The sequence below is a fragment of the Enterocloster aldenensis genome, assembly GCF_003434055.1.
GTDB classification, from domain to species: Bacteria; Bacillota; Clostridia; order Lachnospirales; family Lachnospiraceae; genus Enterocloster; species Enterocloster aldenensis.
In genome coordinates, this window is the sequence record NZ_QVEX01000006.1 from 122,891 (window position 1) to 139,192 (window position 16,302).

Here is a 16,302-nt window from a genome sequence, read left to right on the forward strand (position 1 = left end):
TTAATCACCAATAGTTACATTTGATACACCTAAGGCGCCGGAACCCATGATCTGGTCCAGTGTCGTATATCCATAATAATACTCATATACCTTTTTGCCAAGGGTTGCAGCGTTGGTTCCCGCATAACCATAAGGTATGTTCACGGTAACGGCAACCTCCGGATGGCTGTAAGGCGCAAAGGATATGAAAAAGGCATGGTTGGCACGGTTCCTGTTCTCCTGTGCCGTACCAGTCTTGCCCGCCACTTCCACCGGCAGGTCTGAAAAAATCTTTTTGGCCGAGCTGTCCGTTATCACACGGCGCATACCGGTCTGCACCGCATTCCACGTGGTGTCGGCGGCTTCAATATGGGAACTGGCTTCCGGCGAGTAATCGGTTATCAGATTGCCGTCCGAGTCAGTGAGTTTGTCTAAAAGGCTCAGTTCAAATACGGTTCCCCGGTTGGCAAGGGCTGCCACATAACGGGAAAGCTGTACATTGGTATAGGAGTGGGTGCCCTGTCCCATGGCGGAACGCTCCGGGTCCTCCGATGAGATCTGCGGGTCGTTTTCAGGAATCTCCACCCCCGAGGTATGGTCCAGTCCAAACATGGACGCGTATTTGCGGAGGGTGGCAAGGCCCTGGTCCGGCGAATAGGTGCCGTCCGGCTTGCTGCACAGCCTGTGGGCCAGTTCCGCAAAAAAGTAGTTACAGGAATTCTGTATGCCTTCCTCTATATTTTCAGCGTTATGGCGTCCGGGCCATATCCAGCACTTGATGGGATTGGATACCTGGTCGTAAATACCCGTACATTCGATGGTATCCGTGAGCCCGATTACCCCTTCTTCCAGCGCTGCCACGGCAGTGATTGGCTTGAAGGTGGAGCCAGGAGCTTTTAATGCCTGGGTGGCATTGTTGTACAGCGGTTTTGAAAGATCGTCCTGAAGCTGGGCAAAGTAGGCTGCGTCCACGCTTCCCGACATCTGGTTATTATCATAGCTCGGATAGGTCACAAGGGCCTTTACCTCGCCTGTGCGGATGTCCGTCACAACCACGCCGGCCGTACATGGATCCAGGGCCAGCTGGGCGGGCGTCAGTTCCAGGTTGGATATCTTTTCACGGATGAACTGGAACGCATAGGCGCTGCCCCCTGTCCTGAGGGCGGCGATTTCCTGGGGATTATCATCCAGCACCCCCTGGGCAAACAGGGCCAGGCACAGCTGGTTCCCGGTAATGACCTCGTCATTTACCAGATAGCGGAACATACGCTTGGTAAACTTGTTGTCATTTTTCAGGGATTCTATCACATAATCCACCAGCTGTCCGAATATATCATCTGCATCCGAATACTTACTGGATACATCCAGCCGTGTGGTATCCACCCAGTTGCCGGCAATTCCGCTGTAGATATAATCTCTGAGGCTGATGGTACCGTCCCGCCACGCCTGGTACTGGGGGGAGGACTGGTCAATCTTATCCTTCTGGATGATACCGACAGAGGACTCTGATAAGAAGCTGTAGATATAATTCATATAAGTGGACATATCATCCGGCAGGTCGTTCATGGCCATGGCATGTCCGCTCATAAGTTCATTGCGGATGGAATTGAGGATTTGTTCCCTGGAGGCCATATAAGTGCTGTAAATCTCCTTTTCAATGTCCGTGGCATCCTCCCTGGCCATATCCGGCAAGGACAGTACATTGTTGTTGATTAACTGGTAATAGGCGTCCTTGACCGGAATCGGGATTTTGGACGAGTCATAAGTCTTGTCCGGGTCCAGGTCGTCTATCTGAAGGTTATAGCTTATGATGCCAGCCAGCTGCTGTTCTATCAGCTTATAGATGGCAATCTGCAGGTCATGGTCAATGGTAAGGTATACGTCATCTCCTGCCCTGGCATCTGTCTTTTCGATGATTTCACGGGGACGGCCCATATTGTCCACGTACATCCTGGAATGTCCTTTTTCTCCCTGAAGCTCCAGTTCCATGGATTTCTCAATACCGGTACGGCCCACAATGTCGTTGAGGTCGTATTTGTCGGCATCCTCGGGAAAGCCTGCGGCTTCTTCTGTCTCACGCCACTGATTGTTCAGTTCGTCCAGCTGGTCCTCCTGCACCTTGCCCGTATAACCGATGATTGGGGCAAAATACAGGCTGTCCGCATATTCCCGGATATAGGACTGTTCCACGGACACGCCTTTCAGATAAGCCAGGTTCTCATTGATTTCAGTCATGGTCACATCGCTGACATTGGATGAAACCGTGGTGGTCTCGTATTTCTGGTATTCGGTCAGCTTCATGGTAAAGATGATATTGACCATGTCAAGGGCAATGTTGTCCGGAAGCACGATGGGGTTCCCCTTATCGTCCTTCATCTCGTCCAGCTTATAGCTGTGTTTTTTGATTTCAAATGCTTCCCTGGCCGTGATATTGGTCGGGTATTTACCCTTGGGATCATCCAGTTCACTGGAAGAGGAACGGCCGTAAAAGTTCAGGAAAAACCTTGTCCTTGCCGCGTCCGAGGTAAAGGTGTAGAACATTTCCCCATTCTGGTCCATTCCTATCTCAAGCTTGCCCTCCACCTTCTCGCCGCGCCGCTCCAGGATCGTGACCAGCCGGTACAGCATCTGGTTGCGGTCGGCTGTTTTGGGATAATCCCCGGTATCCTGGATTACCACGGAATACGCCAGCTTGTTGTAAGCCAGTTCAAAGCCGTTGCAGTCATATATCTTGCCCCTGGTTCCCGGTGTATCCACGCTGCGCTCTGTTTTCTGCATGTATTTTTCCTGATAATCGCTGCCGTCCAGGATCTGCATGCGGAACAGTTTGCCCACAAGGCCTGCGAACATCAGGGTAAACATGACAGAAAGGGCGAAGAGCCGGGAACTGAACAGTTTTTTGAAAAATTCTCGTACTATCTCTAAAAGTTCATCAAACAAGGTTCTTGTCTCTCCTTTTTCCTATATCCTCCACACGTCTGCTGGCGGATAAGAACAGCCGGTAAATCAGAAGGGTTGTCACTGCCGTAAAAATGATTTCCGGAAGAATGATATTCCTGAAATAATATGGAAGGTCCAGCCTGCCGCGGATCAGGAACCGGAACACATAAACATACAGGCTGTACCACAGTCCGTTGACAATGCTGAGTATCAGCGGCAGCGTGATATAGTCCTCATAATAATACTTGGTGAATATTCCGTTGACATATCCGATGTAAATATAAATCAGGGTATAAAACCCAAAGGGTCCGCTGTAGAACAGGTCCAGCAGCAGCCCGGAAAAAAAACCATAAAGCATCCCCGCATTCTTCCCATGGATGAAACCAAAGGAGAACGTGAGGATTAAAAGCAGATTGGGCGTTGCTGACAGGAAGGGCAGTAAAGGGAACACACAGTTCTGCACCGTAAACGCCAGTACGATGAACAATATATTGATAAGGACCTGTTTTACCTTTGCTTGAATCACTGGGCAGCCGCCTCTCCTGTATCTTTGATATCTGTGATGATGAGTACCTCCTGCAGGTTATCAAAATCCGCAATGGGTATCAGGTACCCTGACTGGGTCAGATGGTCCGGGTCAATGGTCACATCCGACGCATATCCGATTAAGATGCCTGGCAGGAACTTGGAACTGATATTGGAAGTGACAATCTGGTCCCCGTCCCGTATCTGGGCGTCCTTTGAAAAATCAGTAAGCTTAAGCCTTCCCTCCTCATAAAGGGTCAGGTCCCCTGCCACGATGCAGGTATAGGAGGAATCCAGCTTCATGGCGCCTACACGGTTGGAGTCATCGATGATGGAACGGACCGTGGCATAATTGGCGCCCACATCCGTCACGATTCCTACCAGGCCCCCGTCAGCAACCACGTTCATGTCCACAGCAACACCGTCGGCAGAGCCCTTATTAATCCGGAACACCTGGAACCATTTTTCAGAGTCCCTGGCAATGACGCGGGCCCCTATCTTGTTATACTGCATATACTCCTGGTCCAGCTCATACAGCTGTCTGAGGCGGTCCAGTTCAAACTGCTCGGCCTGGAGGCGGTTATTGTCCTCTGTCAGTTGGGCAATCTGGTCTTTTAACTCCTGGTTCTGGGCAAGGGCATCCTTCAGGGTGCCGTAATTTTTCATTTCGTTGTAGATACCGGTGCCCACCGCATTGACCCCTGACTGGATTGGAATAAGGAAATACCCCACACCGGTGCGCAGCGGATCCATGACGCCGTCTTTCAGGGAAGTGATGCAGATTAGCAGTACGCACAGTACTGTAAGGCCTGTAAGTATATATTTGCTGTGTTTAGATTCCATGGATTGACTTCCTCTTACAATATTTTCTGTTCACGGAAACTGAGATACTGCCTGTCTCCGATGATGATATGGTCAATGAGGGTGATGCCGATAAGCACGCCTGCTTCTTTTACACGTTCCGTGAGCATAAGGTCTGCACGGCTGGGGCTGGGGTCCCCGCTGGGATGGTTGTGCACCAGCACCATGGATACGGCGCAGCACCTTAGGGCTTCTATCAGTATCTCCCTGGGCGTCATCACGGAAGCATTGACCGTTCCTCTGGATATGAGCAGATCCTTTATCAGCCCCTGCTTTGTATTCAGGAACATGACGCGTATCTCCTCCTGCTCCAGATGACGCATGTCTTCCATATAATAGTCAGATATCTGGCTTGGATGTTCAAAGGAAATGCGGTTGATGCCTGTCTGTTTCTTCCAGATGCGGCGGGACAGCTCGCCGATGCAGAGGAGCTGTATCCCTTTCACCTTACCCACCCCTTTGATTTTCATGAAATCGTTCAGGGAATGGTGCAAAAGCCCCAGCAGACCGTCACCCGGGCTGCCAAGGGCCAGAAGCTTGCCTGCCAGGTCCAGGGAGGAATGATCCCTGCTGCCTGTACGTATGATGACCGCCAGAAGTTCCGCGTCCGACAGGACGCCTGGACCAAAACAGAGACACTTCTCATATGGGCGGTCCACACTTGGTAAATCCTTCATTCTTATTCTTTCCATCTCTCTCCTAACTACGCACCTCTCCAAGCACAAAGTTAAGAAAATAAGGAAAATCAGATAAACCGGTAAATAATAAGGGCGATGGCCACTCCTATGATACTGGCCATGGTGATTTTGATTGTAAGCCCAAAGGTGATGACCAGGATACCAAAATTAACGACAAGAGGTGAATCCAGTCCAAAGGACTGTCCGAAATTCAGCCATCCAAGCCATGGAATGCCTTCAGCCATCTGTCCCATGAAGCCGCCCAGGACAATACCTGCCAGCAGCATGATTAAAAGTATCCAGAAATTCCTGTAATGCATAATGCCTTGTCCTCCGGTCCCACCGGCAGGCCAACCGAGTGCATGGACTCCCCTGCCGGATTAGTATATATTACCATAAGTTATCTGAGGTGTCATCTTAAAATTTTCAAAACACCGTCATCCAAAAGCTGCTGCAAGGACTTAAGGATTCCAAGTTTTGCATGATACCAGGTAAGCCCGCCCTGGAAATAAACAGCATAGGGTGGCTTTATCGGGCCATCCGCAGACAGTTCAATGGAAGAACCCTGTACAAAAGCGCCTGCCGCCATGATGACCGGGCTGTCATATCCCGGCATGTCCCATGGCTCCGGCGTCACAAAACTGTCCACAGGCGCAGCGGCCTGAATCCCCTTACAGAATGCAATCACGCCTTCAGGCGTGCCAAAGGTAATGGCCTGTATGATATCGTGGCGCGGCTCCCTTCCATCCGGAACCACCCCAAATCCCAGCCGCTCATAAACATTAGCCGCAAAAACCGCGCCTTTTAGCGCTCCGGCCACAACCGTGGGGGAAAGGAACAGCCCCTGATAAAGCTGCTGGTTAATCCCCAGGCTGGCCCCCACCTCCTTGCCAAGTCCCGGCGCGCTGAGCCGGTAGGAAGCCTTATCCACACACTCCCTTTTCCCCACAATATACCCGCCGATGGGAGCCAGGCCGCCTCCCGGATTCTTAATCAGCGACCCCACGATCATATCCGCCCCCACATCCGTTGGCTCCATCTTTTCCACAAACTCGCCATAACAGTTATCCACCATACAGATAACCTCCGGCTTCCTTCTCTTGATAAAAGCAATCAGTTCCCCAATCCGTGCCACGGAAAGTGTAGGCCGTGTAGCATACCCTTTAGACCGCTGGATTGTAACCAGCTTCGTCCTGTCATTCAGGGCCTTTTCAATCCCCTCATAATCAAACGACCCATCCTCAAGCAGATCCACCTGCCTGTAAGTAACCCCATACTCCTTAAGGGACCCAACCGAATCCCGGATCCCAATGACTTCCTCCAATGTATCATAAGGCTTCCCCACCGGTGAAAGCAGCTCATCCCCCGGCCTGAGGTTCCCGGACAACGCCACATGAAGCGCATGGGTCCCGCTGATCAGCTGGGGCCTCACAAGGGCGCTCTCCCCATGAAACACGCTGGCATACACATCCTCCAGCGTATCCCTTCCCAAATCATTATACCCATACCCCGTAGTGGCGGCAAAATGTATATCACTGACCCTATTAACCTGCATCCCCCGTATAACCTTCATCTGATTATACTCCGCAACCGCGTCAATCCCCGCAAACCGTTCCCGAAGCTCCTCCTCTATCCCGGCCCCAAACCTTAAGACCTCCTCCCCAATCCCTAATTCCCTGTACATACCTTCTAACTCTAAATTCTCCATATCCCTTCCGTATCTCCATTCCCATTCATCTACTTAATCATGCAAACCTAACATTTCAAACCATACATCCAACCGCCCCCTGGCCCTTCACGCCCCATCCTTCCCTCCTGCGAACGCCCAGCACCGGATGGTCCATACACCCTGTGAAGACCATCTTTGTACGCCGGCACTTAGGCGCGGTTTTTCACGCGCCTTAGTACCGCTGCGTACAAAACCGAGCGCGAGCGTGTCTGAACAGGGTGTATGGACCATCCGGCGCGGGACCTTCGCCGACTCACTATTGTAGCACAATCCCTGCCCCAACGCAATCCTCTATTATCCGGTCCAAAACCAATGAAACATCATTCCCGAAATCAGGCAGGTTCAGCCAGCGCACATCCCGTTCCCGTTTAAACCAGGTCAGCTGCCGCTTGGCAAAATGCCGGGTATCCCGTTTGAGGACATAGACCGCCTCATCCAATGTGCACCTGCCATCCAGGTAATCCAGGATTTCCTTATAGCCAAGGCCCTGCATGGAGGTCTGTCCACGATGGCAGCCCATTGACTTTAAGGTCTGTACTTCCTCCACCAAGCCGTTTTCCATCATCTGGTCCACACGCCGGTCTATCCTTGCATAGAGAACAGGGCGTTCTGTGTTCACCACATAATATAAGAAATCATAGGGGGACTCCTTGGTCCGCTCCTCCTGATTATGGACCGATATCTTCCTGCCTGTCAGGCGGTAGTATTCAATGGCGCGGATGACCCGTTTCACATTATTGGCATGAATCCGTGCAGCGGATTCAGGGTCAATTTCTTCCAGCATGGCGTGCAGGACGGCAGGCGCGGCTTCCCCCTCCCTGGCAGCCAGTTCCTCCAGTTCCCGCCGCACAGGACTCCCGTCCTCATTTTCCTTGAAATCAATGTCATAGAGAAGCGCCTGTATATAGAAACCGGTGCCTCCTGCAATGATAGGGATACGGCGGCGGTTATAGATTCCCTGCAGCGCCTCCTTTGCCATGTGCTGGAATGTGACCACATTGAAATCCTGGTCCGGTTCCAGCACATCAATGAGGTGATGGGGGACCCCCTCCATCTCATCAGCCGTAACCTTGGCCGAGCCAATATCCATGTGCCGGTATACCTGCATGGAATCGGCGCTGATGATCTCACCTCCTATGGCCTTTGCCAGTTGGATGGACAGGGATGTTTTTCCGACTGCCGTTGGGCCGGTCAGTACAATAAGCGGCTGCTTCATATGCGGGCTGCTCCTTTCAGTCATGTCTTGGTATTTCCTTGGTTCATGTTTACACAATCCGTTTGAATTTCTTTTCCAATTCATATTTGCTCATGGAAATGATGGTTGGCCGGCCATGGGGGCAGGCATATGGGTTGTCCAGTCCCAGCAGCTGGTCAATGAGTTCATTGGCCTCGGAAACGGACATGGAATGATGGCCCTTAACCGCTGCCTTACAGGACATGGAGGCCACCTTCTCATAGATGATATCCGGGTTATGTACCGCTATATCGTCAGACAGCCCGTCCAGCATCTCAATCAGCAGATCCTTCTTGGCAATGGAAAACAGGTTGGCAGGAACCCCGCGCACCGCATATTCCCTGCCGCCAAAGGGTTCAATCTCAAAGCCCATACCGGTAAAATACTCCATATATCTGTTTAACAGCAGTTCCTCATTCATATTCAGGGTAAGGATGATGGGAGGTTCCACCATCTGTGTATCATACTGCCGTGTCTTCAGGGTTTTGATGGTCTTTTCATATAGTACCTTTTCATGTGCGGCATGCTGGTCAATGATAAACAGCTGCTCATTATACTCCACCATCCAGTATGTATCAAACAGCTGCCCGATGAGCTTGTGTTTCAGGCGGGCTTTGGGGTCCAGAAGTTTACCGTCAAACAGGTCCATCTGCTGAGGATTTTCCACCGCCATGGCAGAGGGGCCTGGAGATGCATCTGGGACGGAAGTGGAGAAAAAACCTCCCCCTGACACCGCGGACAGGTTTCTAGTGGAGGAAAAATCTCCAAAATTGCCGTATTTTCCTGCTGCTGTGGGATTTGAACCGGTTATTCCCGGCTGTTCCCATGCGGCCGGCTGTTCCGAAATAGCTGCCTGTCCTGAAACATCAGGGCTTCCCAAATAACCTGTCCGTTCCGTCATCACAACTGCATCTGTTCCTTCTCCTGCAGGCAGTCCTTCCTGTTCCGGCTGTCTGCCGGTCTGTCCTGCCCCTGCTTTGGCGGCAGCTTCCGCCTGTTCCTTTCTTCTCTCCTTCAGCCAGTCCGGCATCAGGTCATTTACATAGGACGGCTTTGGCGGCGGGGCCTGGCTGTAGGACACGGCCGGACTGTCCTGCGCGCCAGAGGGCCGGCTGGCTGGCTGCTGCAGAAGGGACTGCGGGGACATGGCGCTTGATGCAGGGGGTGGGGATGGCCGTCCCGGCGACATGGCCTGCCGCCTGCGGACTTCGAATGGCTCTGGTCTGGGGGCCAGGCGCTCTGCCAGTTTAGCGGCTTCTTTTTCCCTTTTTTCCGTCAGGCTTACCTCGGGAATCAGTTCCTTATGTGAAAGGGCGTCTCCTACGGCTTTTACCACCGACTTATATACGCTTTCCCCATCACTAAAACGCAGTTCCATCTTGGTGGGATGGACATTCACATCCAGGGTATCCGGCTGTATGGTAAAATGCAGCATGGTGAACGGATATTTGTGCTGCATCATAAATGGCTTGTATGCCTCCTCTATGGCTTTGGAAATGATGTTGCTCCGGATATAACGCCCATTGATGAAATAATTTTCATAGTTGCGGTTGGAGCGGGCGATTACGGGCTTTCCGATGAATCCGGTCACCTGCATGTCCGCCTGCCCGAAGTCCACTGCCAGAAGATTGGCTGCGATTTCCCTGCCGAACACGGTATAGATTAAATCCTTCAGGTTATGGTTGCCTGAAGTGTAAAGCTTATTCTGGTTGTTCTGGATAAAACGGATGGATATGTCAGGATGGGACAATGCTATCTTTTCCACCAGCGCAGCCACGTGGGCGCCTTCTGTCATGGGGGTCTTGAGGAATTTCTTCCTGGCCGGGGTGTTATAAAACAGATTCCTGACAATGATGGTGGTGCCTTCCGGAGCGCCAATCTCCTCCGCCCCTTTTTCCGTACCGCCTTCTATCTGATACCGGGTTCCGGTAAGGCTGTCCGATGTCTTGGTAATCAGTTCCACCTGGGCAACTGCCGCAATGCTTGCCAGGGCCTCACCGCGGAACCCCAGGGAGGATACGGTAAAAAGATCCTCCACGGATTGAATCTTACTGGTTGCATGGCGCAGGAATGCCAGGGCAATCTGGTCCTTTGCTATGCCGCTGCCATTATCCGTCACCCTTATCATGCTGCAGCCCCCATCCTTTATCTCTATGGTTACCGCGGTGGCCTGGGCATCGATGGCATTTTCAAGAAGCTCCTTGACCACGGAGGCCGGGCGTTCAATCACTTCTCCTGCTGCTATCTTGTTAATTGTATTCTGGTCTAATACGGTTATATTGGCCATAAACCCTTCCTTTCTGTATGTGGCTTGCCAACTCCAAAAACGCCGGCCCCAAACATCTGCCAGGGCCGGCTTTTGATTAATTGTTCTTCTCTGGGGTAAATTCCCTGACCTGCACCCACCGGACCGCCCTGCCTGAACGCTCTGTCAGCAAGGCCCGCAGGCCGCTTAAGCAGACAGCGCCCATCTGCTTCTTATCCAGCAGATAACCTCCGTGGTCCCTTGTATAAAGCACAAGGCACTGGTTTGTCTCGCAGATACGCTGTATCTGGCTGTACTCAAGTATGCCGCGTCCACCGGAGGTACTGAAGTAATTCCGGTAAAATTCATAGGTCACTGTGTGAGGCTCCCCGTTCTTGATGAGGAACCGCCTCCATGCCGTGTCCAGCTGCATCCGGTCGGAACGGTCCGAATGAAAGAGACCGCTGCGTATAAAACGCGGAGCAAGGGTGCGTAGGAAAAAAGTAAGGCTTAAGAATACGCAGGCCGCCGTCAGGCTGCCGCGTATCCTGTATTCACCCATGGAAATCTTGATAACGCACATGATCAAGGTTGCCAGAAAGCATATAAAACATAGGCAAAGCAGGAAACCGAATGTGGTCCACACCCTCAGCGGAGCAGAGGGATTCAGCTGCTTTTCCACTGATACCATGTGGTACAGTGATTCCTGGGTCATCTTCATGTCAATGGTATAACAGGCCGGCTGATTTCTGTCCGGTTTTCCTTCTGCACTCATTAAGGCTTCCTTTTCCTGCTACACAGGCGGCCTTCCGCCTGACAAATCCCCCTTCTTTATATACAACAAAAATGTGTAAAAAACAAGCCCCTTTTTAAAGATCCATCAAACCATCCAGGATGTGCACGGTCATGATTCCCTGCTCCAGGTCCACATCCAGGATGCAGTCACCAATGGCAGGCAGGAGGATTTCCTTCCCGTCCTTCATTTGGACCACATACACGTCATTGGCCCCTGTCTCCAGGACGTCCTTCATGGTGCCTAAGGTTTCCCCGTCATCCGAGCGTACTGTAAGGCCAATCAGGTCCGTGATGAAGTATTCATCCGGCTCCAGCTTTACTGCCTGGTCCCTGGGAATCAGCAGGTCTTTGGACTTGTATTTTTCAATGTCATTTATATTATCATAGCCCTTGAATTTAAGAATCACCATGTTCTTAAAGAATTTTACCTGCTGGATTTCAAGGGGCAGATGTTCTTTTCCCGTGTCAAGAATTACCTCTTTTAACTGTTTAAAACGGCCAGGGTCATCTGTGGTGGGGAATACCTTCACTTCTCCGCGAACCCCATGGGTAGATGCGATGACGCCTACTCTCAGCATGTCTTCCATATATTATAACCTTTCCCTGTAAAATGTGAGAAAAAATCTCATAAATTTGCATAAAATCTCAGGCAAGAAACAAACCGCCAGCCTTGGGGCCAGCGGTCTATCAATTACTGAATCTCAACAATTACTTTCTTGTCTTCTTTGGATGCAGCGGCCTTGACTACGGAACGGATTGCTTTTGCTATCCTGCCCTGTTTGCCAATGACCTTGCCCATATCGGCAGGAGACACCTTTAGTTCAATCAATGTATCTTCGCCTTTCATTGATTCGGTAACGACAACTTCATCCGGGTTATCGACCAGTGCTTTTGCAATCACTTCGACTAATTCCTTCATCTCTCCACCTCATTTGCGTCTTACTGAATGCCGGCGATCTTTAAGAGCTTTCCAACAGTCTCAGTGGGCTGTGCGCCTGTTGCTAACCACTTCTTAGCTGCTTCCTCGTTGAACTTGATTACGCTTGGTTCCTTGGTTGGGTCATAGTAACCAACTTCTTCGATGAATCTTCCATCCCTCGGGGATTTGGAATCAGCAACTACGATTCTATAGAAAGGAGCCTTCTTCTGACCCATTCTTCTTAATCTCATCTTTACTGCCATGTGATTTTCACCTCCTTGTGATTATTCTTATATTAGACATACAGGATAACCTGTTTGACTAGCTTAAATACAGCCTGGGGCCTGTTTGAAAACTGCTTTCCGGCAGGTCCTATGGCGGGAATGAATTTTCAAACACGCCCTAGAACGGCAGCTTCATCTTGCCGCCCATAAGGCCGCCAAGGCCGCCGAAACCGCCCCGCTTTTTGCCTCCGCCCATCAGTCCGGGCATCTGCTTCATCATTTTCTTCATCTGGTCAAACTGCTTAACCAGACGGTTGACCTCGCTGATTTCCACGCCTGCGCCCCTGGCAATGCGCTGCTTTCTGGAGGGGTTCATCAGGTTTGGATTGGCCCGTTCCTCCTTGGTCATGGAAAGGATGATGGATTCCACCCTGCGCATGGACTTCTCCCCCTCATCCATATCCACACCGGAGAGCTGGCTGCCCATACCCGGCATCATGGAGAGGATGCTGCCCATACCGCCCATCTTCTTAATCTGCTGCATCTGGGTCAGGAAATCGTTGTAATCAAATTCCGCCTTGCGCAGCTTCTGGCTCAGTTCCTTTGCCTGTTCTTCATCTACTTCAGCCGCAGCCTTTTCAATCAGGGACTGGATATCCCCCATGCCCAGGATCCTGGATGCCATACGGTCCGGATAGAACTGTTCCAGGTCGGACAATTTCTCGCCCATACCAACATATAGGATCGGTTTGCCTGTGACTGCGCGGATGGAAAGGGCTGCGCCGCCACGGGTATCGCCATCCAGTTTTGTAAGGATGACACCGTCAATACCAACTTTATCATTAAATGAACCGGATACGTTAACCGCATCCTGGCCCGTCATGGCATCAACCACAAGAATGGTCTGATGCACATCCACATTGCTCTTGATCCCAATCAGCTCTTCCATCATATCTTCATCAATATGAAGGCGGCCGGCCGTATCAAGGATAACCACGTTCATGCCGTTTTTGGCCGCGTGTTCCACGGCTGCCTTGGCAATGTCCACTGGTTTGTTCTTATCACCCATGGAGAAAACCGGGATTCCTACCTTTTCTCCGTTGACCTGCAGCTGTTTGATGGCCGCGGGACGGTACACATCGCAGGCTGCCAGCAGCGGTTTCCTGCCTTTGGCCTTAAGCTTGCCAGCAATCTTGGCAGTGGTGGTGGTCTTACCGGCACCTTGAAGACCAGCCATCATGATAACGGTAATCTCATTGCCGGGCTTAAGGGCAATCTCCGTGGTCTCGGAACCCATAAGCTTGACCAGTTCCTCAGTTACAATCTTCACCACGGTCTGTCCCGGCGTCAGGCTGCCGAACACATCCTCGCCGACCGCACGTTCCTGAAGGTCATTGATGAACTGCTTCACCACGCGGAAGCTTACGTCCGCTTCCAGAAGGGCCATCTTGACTTCCTTCAGCGCTGCCTTAACATCTGCTTCGGTCAGTCTTCCTTTGCTGCGCAGGTTCTTAAAAACATTCTGTAATTTATCGGATAAGCTTTCAAAAGCCATGGATAACCTCCTAAGGGCGCACCTCTGTCAACTTACAGGGTGCCGGTGATTTTTCCCGCCAGTTCATGAATCTGCTCAATAAGAGCCATATCCCTGGTCCGGGCACATTCGTCTGCCAGCTGCTCTACTTCCCTGGCCATATCGCGGATTTCCACAAACTTGGCCACCAGATGAAGCTTGGCCTCGTATTCTTCCAGTATCTTATCGCACCGTTTCATCAGATCATGGACACCCTGACGGCTGATTCCCAGTTCCCCGGCTATCTCGCTGGGGGAAAGGTCATTGAACACCACGTCTTCATATACCCTGCGCTGGTGCGCTGTCAGCAGTTCCCCATAAAAATCATACAACAAACCTTGTTCCACAATCTTTTCCATTTTAACCACCTGTGCTATCATACACGATAACGGGATGAATGTCAAGCATTTTTACTTGACGGTATTAAAAAATAACAATGTCATTCAATGTAATTGACATTCTTTTTGCTGACAGCCAGGAAGAAGGCGCCTGCAAAACAGGCCATGGTAACAAAATGGTACAGGCGCGGATGGCCTGGAAAGTATCTGCTCCCCAGGATATTGAAAAGGATGCCTCCAGCAATCAGCAGCATGGGCAGCAGGCTGAAAAATATATATTTCCATATGGATATTGTCTTTTCCGGCGGTCTGCACCTGGTCAGCTTAACCATGGGCATCTGGGCAAAGCGGTAAGCAATGGTGGTGTAAGAGGCCTGGTACGCAATCCCCTCCAGTTTTACAATTGCATAGGTCTTATCCAGACGGACGGTTTCATAGTCCAGCTTATGTTTCAGGGCATAAACCGCGGTTTCCCTTGCAAAGTCCTCAGGCTTTAATAGTTCCCCCTCAGCTTCAATATAGATGAATGTCTTATGGAGTTCCTGTCTGTACATGGTCCAGTCTTTCCGGATGTTCTGGAATAGGGCGCCCCTGTCCGCCTCTTCCCGGATTTCCTTCAGACATTGCTCCACATCCACGGGGGGTAAATCTTCCTGTTCCTCCAGGCGGTCACACAGCTGCCCCATTTTCTTCAGCTGTTCCAGCTCCTGGTCAATCTGGGAACGCCGCCGGGCCATGACTTCCCCTAATCCCACTGAACCTTCAAAATACCCGCGTATGTCTTTGATTGGAATGCCAAGCTGCCGCAGCAGCTTAATCTTTAAGAGGCGGTCTATATCTTCCACGCTGTAATTGCGGTACCGGTTTCCCTCATCACGTCTTGGGGTTAGAAGTTCCTCGCTTTCATAGTACCGGATGTTTTTGCGGTCCAGCCCGGTACGGGCTTCCACTTCCTTCATCTTCATAAATCATGCCTCCTTTTCTTTCCGTGTCTTCATTTTAAACCATACAGGAACTGGACAGTCAAGGAAATCCCAGGATATTTTGCAGAATCCGCAAAAAAAAGCAGCGCCGGAAAGGAAAACGCCTTCCGGAACTGCTTTGATGGCTGATTGCCGGTATTACCCGGATTCATCTGCCTGGCGGATGAACCGGATTAGTTGCTGTTATAATCCGGTGTCAGGACAATCTCACCGCTTATGATTTTCTCCCTGGCCTGGTCCGCGGCGGCGGCAGCTTCTTTTGTCACCTTGCTGCTATATGGCGCGATGCTGATGACGCCTTCCTTTAATCCGGGATTCTCAAGCCCGCCGAATTCACCGGATTTGATGATGTCAATCTGGGAGGTAATCATGGTCGGTATGCTGACCATAAGGGAAGTCAGGCAAAGGTCATCCTTTACAAGGGATGCCTGGTCTGAGGTATATCCGATGCAGAATACGCCATTTTCCTCACAGGCCTCAAACGCGCCAAGCCCTGTCTCGTCACAGGTCTGGAGGATTACGTCCACGCCCTGTTCAATCATTGCCAGGGCGGTCTCCTTGCCCTTGGAGGAGTCGTTAAAGGTTCCGGTGATGACCGTCTTTACTTCCACGTCAGGCCTTGCTGCCTTGGCTCCCTCAACAAATGCATTTTTATCCGATGCCTGTGTTGTATTGTCGCCGCCTCCAATATAACCGATGACCCCGCTCTCACTCTGCACGGCCGCCAGGACGCCGCACACATAGGCGCCTTCGTATTCCTTATAATCATAGAATGCGATGTTGCCGGGAGTTTCCTCGCCTTCAGGCGGGTTTCCGGTGATGAAGAAATATTTCTCCGGATAATCTTCAGCCACACGTACACAAGCGTCCCCGTACTGCACACCGTGCCCAATCACAAAATCATAGTCCTCCTCACAGTAGCTCCTGAAAGTTGACTCCATGTCAGCGGCCTGTACGTCTTCTGTGTATGCGATTCCATAGCCCTGGGATTCCAGTTCCTTTAATCCCTCGTAAGCGCCCTGGTTCCAGGATTTGTCCGTGATAAAGCCTGGAAGAAGGATGGCTATCTTAGATACCTCGCCGGCAGGCGCCTTTTCTCCCGTCCCCTCTGTGCCGGCTGCTTCTGACTGTCCTGTTTTAGCCCCTTCTGCTGCCTTGGCGGTCTCTTCTGTCTTGGCTTTGCAGCCTGTCATGACAGATACGGCCATGGCCCCGCACAGAAGAATCGGTAATATACGTCTGTTTTTTTTCATGATTTTATTCTCCTTTTGTTTTTGTGA

Annotated in this window: 16 protein-coding genes; all 16 read right to left on the reverse strand. The window is 51.2% G+C overall.

What is annotated here, in order from left to right; translation table 11 throughout:
• The 16 genes from DWX59_RS14070 to DWX59_RS14145 all read right to left on the reverse strand — a co-directional run bounded on the left by DWX59_RS14070 (position 1) and on the right by DWX59_RS14145 (position 16,275).
• Positions 1 to 2,919 (reverse strand): penicillin-binding transpeptidase domain-containing protein, encoded by a 2,919-nt coding sequence (locus DWX59_RS14070; RefSeq protein ID WP_117559857.1) that lies wholly within the window; start codon positions 2,917 to 2,919, stop codon positions 1 to 3.
• Complete coding sequence (gene mreD / locus DWX59_RS14075) at positions 2,912 to 3,445, reverse strand: rod shape-determining protein MreD (RefSeq protein ID WP_117559858.1); 534 nt, start codon at positions 3,443 to 3,445, stop codon at positions 2,912 to 2,914. The genes DWX59_RS14070 and mreD overlap by 8 nt, the downstream gene beginning before the upstream one ends.
• Positions 3,442 to 4,287 carry a rod shape-determining protein MreC gene (gene mreC, locus DWX59_RS14080; protein WP_117559859.1) on the reverse strand — a complete coding sequence of 282 codons (846 nt, stop codon included), beginning with the start codon at positions 4,285 to 4,287 and terminating at the stop codon, positions 3,442 to 3,444. The genes mreD and mreC overlap by 4 nt, the downstream gene beginning before the upstream one ends.
• Positions 4,288 to 4,301: 14 nt before the next feature.
• Positions 4,302 to 4,997 carry a RadC family protein gene (gene radC / locus DWX59_RS14085; protein ID WP_117559860.1) on the reverse strand — a complete coding sequence of 232 codons (696 nt, stop codon included), beginning with the start codon at positions 4,995 to 4,997 and terminating at the stop codon, positions 4,302 to 4,304.
• 53 nt (positions 4,998 to 5,050) lie between these two features.
• Entirely contained in the window at positions 5,051 to 5,302 is a 252-nt protein-coding gene (locus DWX59_RS14090) for a DUF4321 domain-containing protein (protein WP_117559861.1), read from the reverse strand.
• A gap of 92 nt (positions 5,303 to 5,394) precedes the next feature.
• On the reverse strand, positions 5,395 to 6,690 hold the full coding sequence (locus DWX59_RS14095; RefSeq protein WP_117559862.1) for a methionine gamma-lyase family protein: 1,296 nt from the start codon (positions 6,688 to 6,690) through the stop codon (positions 5,395 to 5,397).
• A 277-nt stretch (positions 6,691 to 6,967) separates the two neighbouring features.
• Complete coding sequence (miaA, locus tag DWX59_RS14100; protein ID WP_117560052.1) at positions 6,968 to 7,927, reverse strand: tRNA (adenosine(37)-N6)-dimethylallyltransferase MiaA; 960 nt, start codon at positions 7,925 to 7,927, stop codon at positions 6,968 to 6,970.
• Positions 7,928 to 7,976: 49 nt separating this feature from the next.
• The gene (gene mutL, locus DWX59_RS14105) at positions 7,977 to 10,232 is read right to left on the reverse strand and encodes a DNA mismatch repair endonuclease MutL (protein WP_117559863.1); all 2,256 of its coding nucleotides are present in this window, start codon (positions 10,230 to 10,232) and stop codon (positions 7,977 to 7,979) included.
• Between the two features lie 76 nt (positions 10,233 to 10,308).
• Positions 10,309 to 10,965 carry a YcxB family protein gene (locus tag DWX59_RS14110; protein ID WP_117559864.1) on the reverse strand — a complete coding sequence of 219 codons (657 nt, stop codon included), beginning with the start codon at positions 10,963 to 10,965 and terminating at the stop codon, positions 10,309 to 10,311.
• Positions 10,966 to 11,059: 94 nt separating this feature from the next.
• Positions 11,060 to 11,572, reverse strand: a complete 513-nt coding sequence (rimM, locus tag DWX59_RS14115) for a ribosome maturation factor RimM (protein WP_117559865.1) — start codon at positions 11,570 to 11,572, stop codon at positions 11,060 to 11,062.
• Between the two features lie 104 nt (positions 11,573 to 11,676).
• On the reverse strand, positions 11,677 to 11,904 hold the full coding sequence (locus tag DWX59_RS14120; RefSeq protein WP_007864899.1) for a KH domain-containing protein: 228 nt from the start codon (positions 11,902 to 11,904) through the stop codon (positions 11,677 to 11,679).
• A gap of 20 nt (positions 11,905 to 11,924) precedes the next feature.
• Positions 11,925 to 12,167, reverse strand: a complete 243-nt coding sequence (gene rpsP, locus DWX59_RS14125) for a 30S ribosomal protein S16 (protein WP_117559866.1) — start codon at positions 12,165 to 12,167, stop codon at positions 11,925 to 11,927.
• Positions 12,168 to 12,306: 139 nt separating this feature from the next.
• Complete coding sequence (gene ffh, locus DWX59_RS14130; RefSeq protein WP_117559867.1) at positions 12,307 to 13,683, reverse strand: signal recognition particle protein; 1,377 nt, start codon at positions 13,681 to 13,683, stop codon at positions 12,307 to 12,309.
• Positions 13,684 to 13,715: 32 nt separating this feature from the next.
• Complete coding sequence (gene ylxM / locus DWX59_RS14135; protein ID WP_117559868.1) at positions 13,716 to 14,060, reverse strand: YlxM family DNA-binding protein; 345 nt, start codon at positions 14,058 to 14,060, stop codon at positions 13,716 to 13,718.
• Positions 14,061 to 14,140: 80 nt separating this feature from the next.
• Positions 14,141 to 15,004: a MerR family transcriptional regulator gene (locus tag DWX59_RS29625; protein WP_117559869.1), complete on the reverse strand. Its 864-nt coding sequence runs from the start codon at positions 15,002 to 15,004 to the stop codon at positions 14,141 to 14,143.
• A 191-nt stretch (positions 15,005 to 15,195) separates the two neighbouring features.
• Positions 15,196 to 16,275: a BMP family protein gene (locus DWX59_RS14145; protein ID WP_117559870.1), complete on the reverse strand. Its 1,080-nt coding sequence runs from the start codon at positions 16,273 to 16,275 to the stop codon at positions 15,196 to 15,198.
• Positions 16,276 to 16,302: the final 27 nt, after the last annotated feature.

Coding starts and splice junctions, on each gene's coding strand:
- ffh (WP_117559867.1), bottom strand. CDS start 13,683: ATGGCTTTTGAAAGCTTATCCGATAAATTACAGAATGTTTTTAAGAAC.
- DWX59_RS14095 (WP_117559862.1), bottom strand. CDS start 6,690: ATGGAGAATTTAGAGTTAGAAGGTATGTACAGGGAATTAGGGATTGGG.
- DWX59_RS14110 (WP_117559864.1), bottom strand. CDS start 10,965: ATGAGTGCAGAAGGAAAACCGGACAGAAATCAGCCGGCCTGTTATACC.
- rimM (WP_117559865.1), bottom strand. CDS start 11,572: ATGGAAGACATGCTGAGAGTAGGCGTCATCGCATCTACCCATGGGGTT.
- radC (WP_117559860.1), bottom strand. CDS start 4,997: ATGGAAAGAATAAGAATGAAGGATTTACCAAGTGTGGACCGCCCATAT.
- mutL (WP_117559863.1), bottom strand. CDS start 10,232: ATGGCCAATATAACCGTATTAGACCAGAATACAATTAACAAGATAGCA.
- DWX59_RS14090 (WP_117559861.1), bottom strand. CDS start 5,302: ATGCATTACAGGAATTTCTGGATACTTTTAATCATGCTGCTGGCAGGT.
- DWX59_RS29625 (WP_117559869.1), bottom strand. CDS start 15,004: ATGAAGATGAAGGAAGTGGAAGCCCGTACCGGGCTGGACCGCAAAAAC.
- ylxM (WP_117559868.1), bottom strand. CDS start 14,060: ATGGAAAAGATTGTGGAACAAGGTTTGTTGTATGATTTTTATGGGGAA.
- miaA (WP_117560052.1), bottom strand. CDS start 7,927: ATGAAGCAGCCGCTTATTGTACTGACCGGCCCAACGGCAGTCGGAAAA.
- DWX59_RS14120 (WP_007864899.1), bottom strand. CDS start 11,904: ATGAAGGAATTAGTCGAAGTGATTGCAAAAGCACTGGTCGATAACCCG.
- DWX59_RS14145 (WP_117559870.1), bottom strand. CDS start 16,275: ATGAAAAAAAACAGACGTATATTACCGATTCTTCTGTGCGGGGCCATG.
- mreC (WP_117559859.1), bottom strand. CDS start 4,287: ATGGAATCTAAACACAGCAAATATATACTTACAGGCCTTACAGTACTG.
- rpsP (WP_117559866.1), bottom strand. CDS start 12,167: ATGGCAGTAAAGATGAGATTAAGAAGAATGGGTCAGAAGAAGGCTCCT.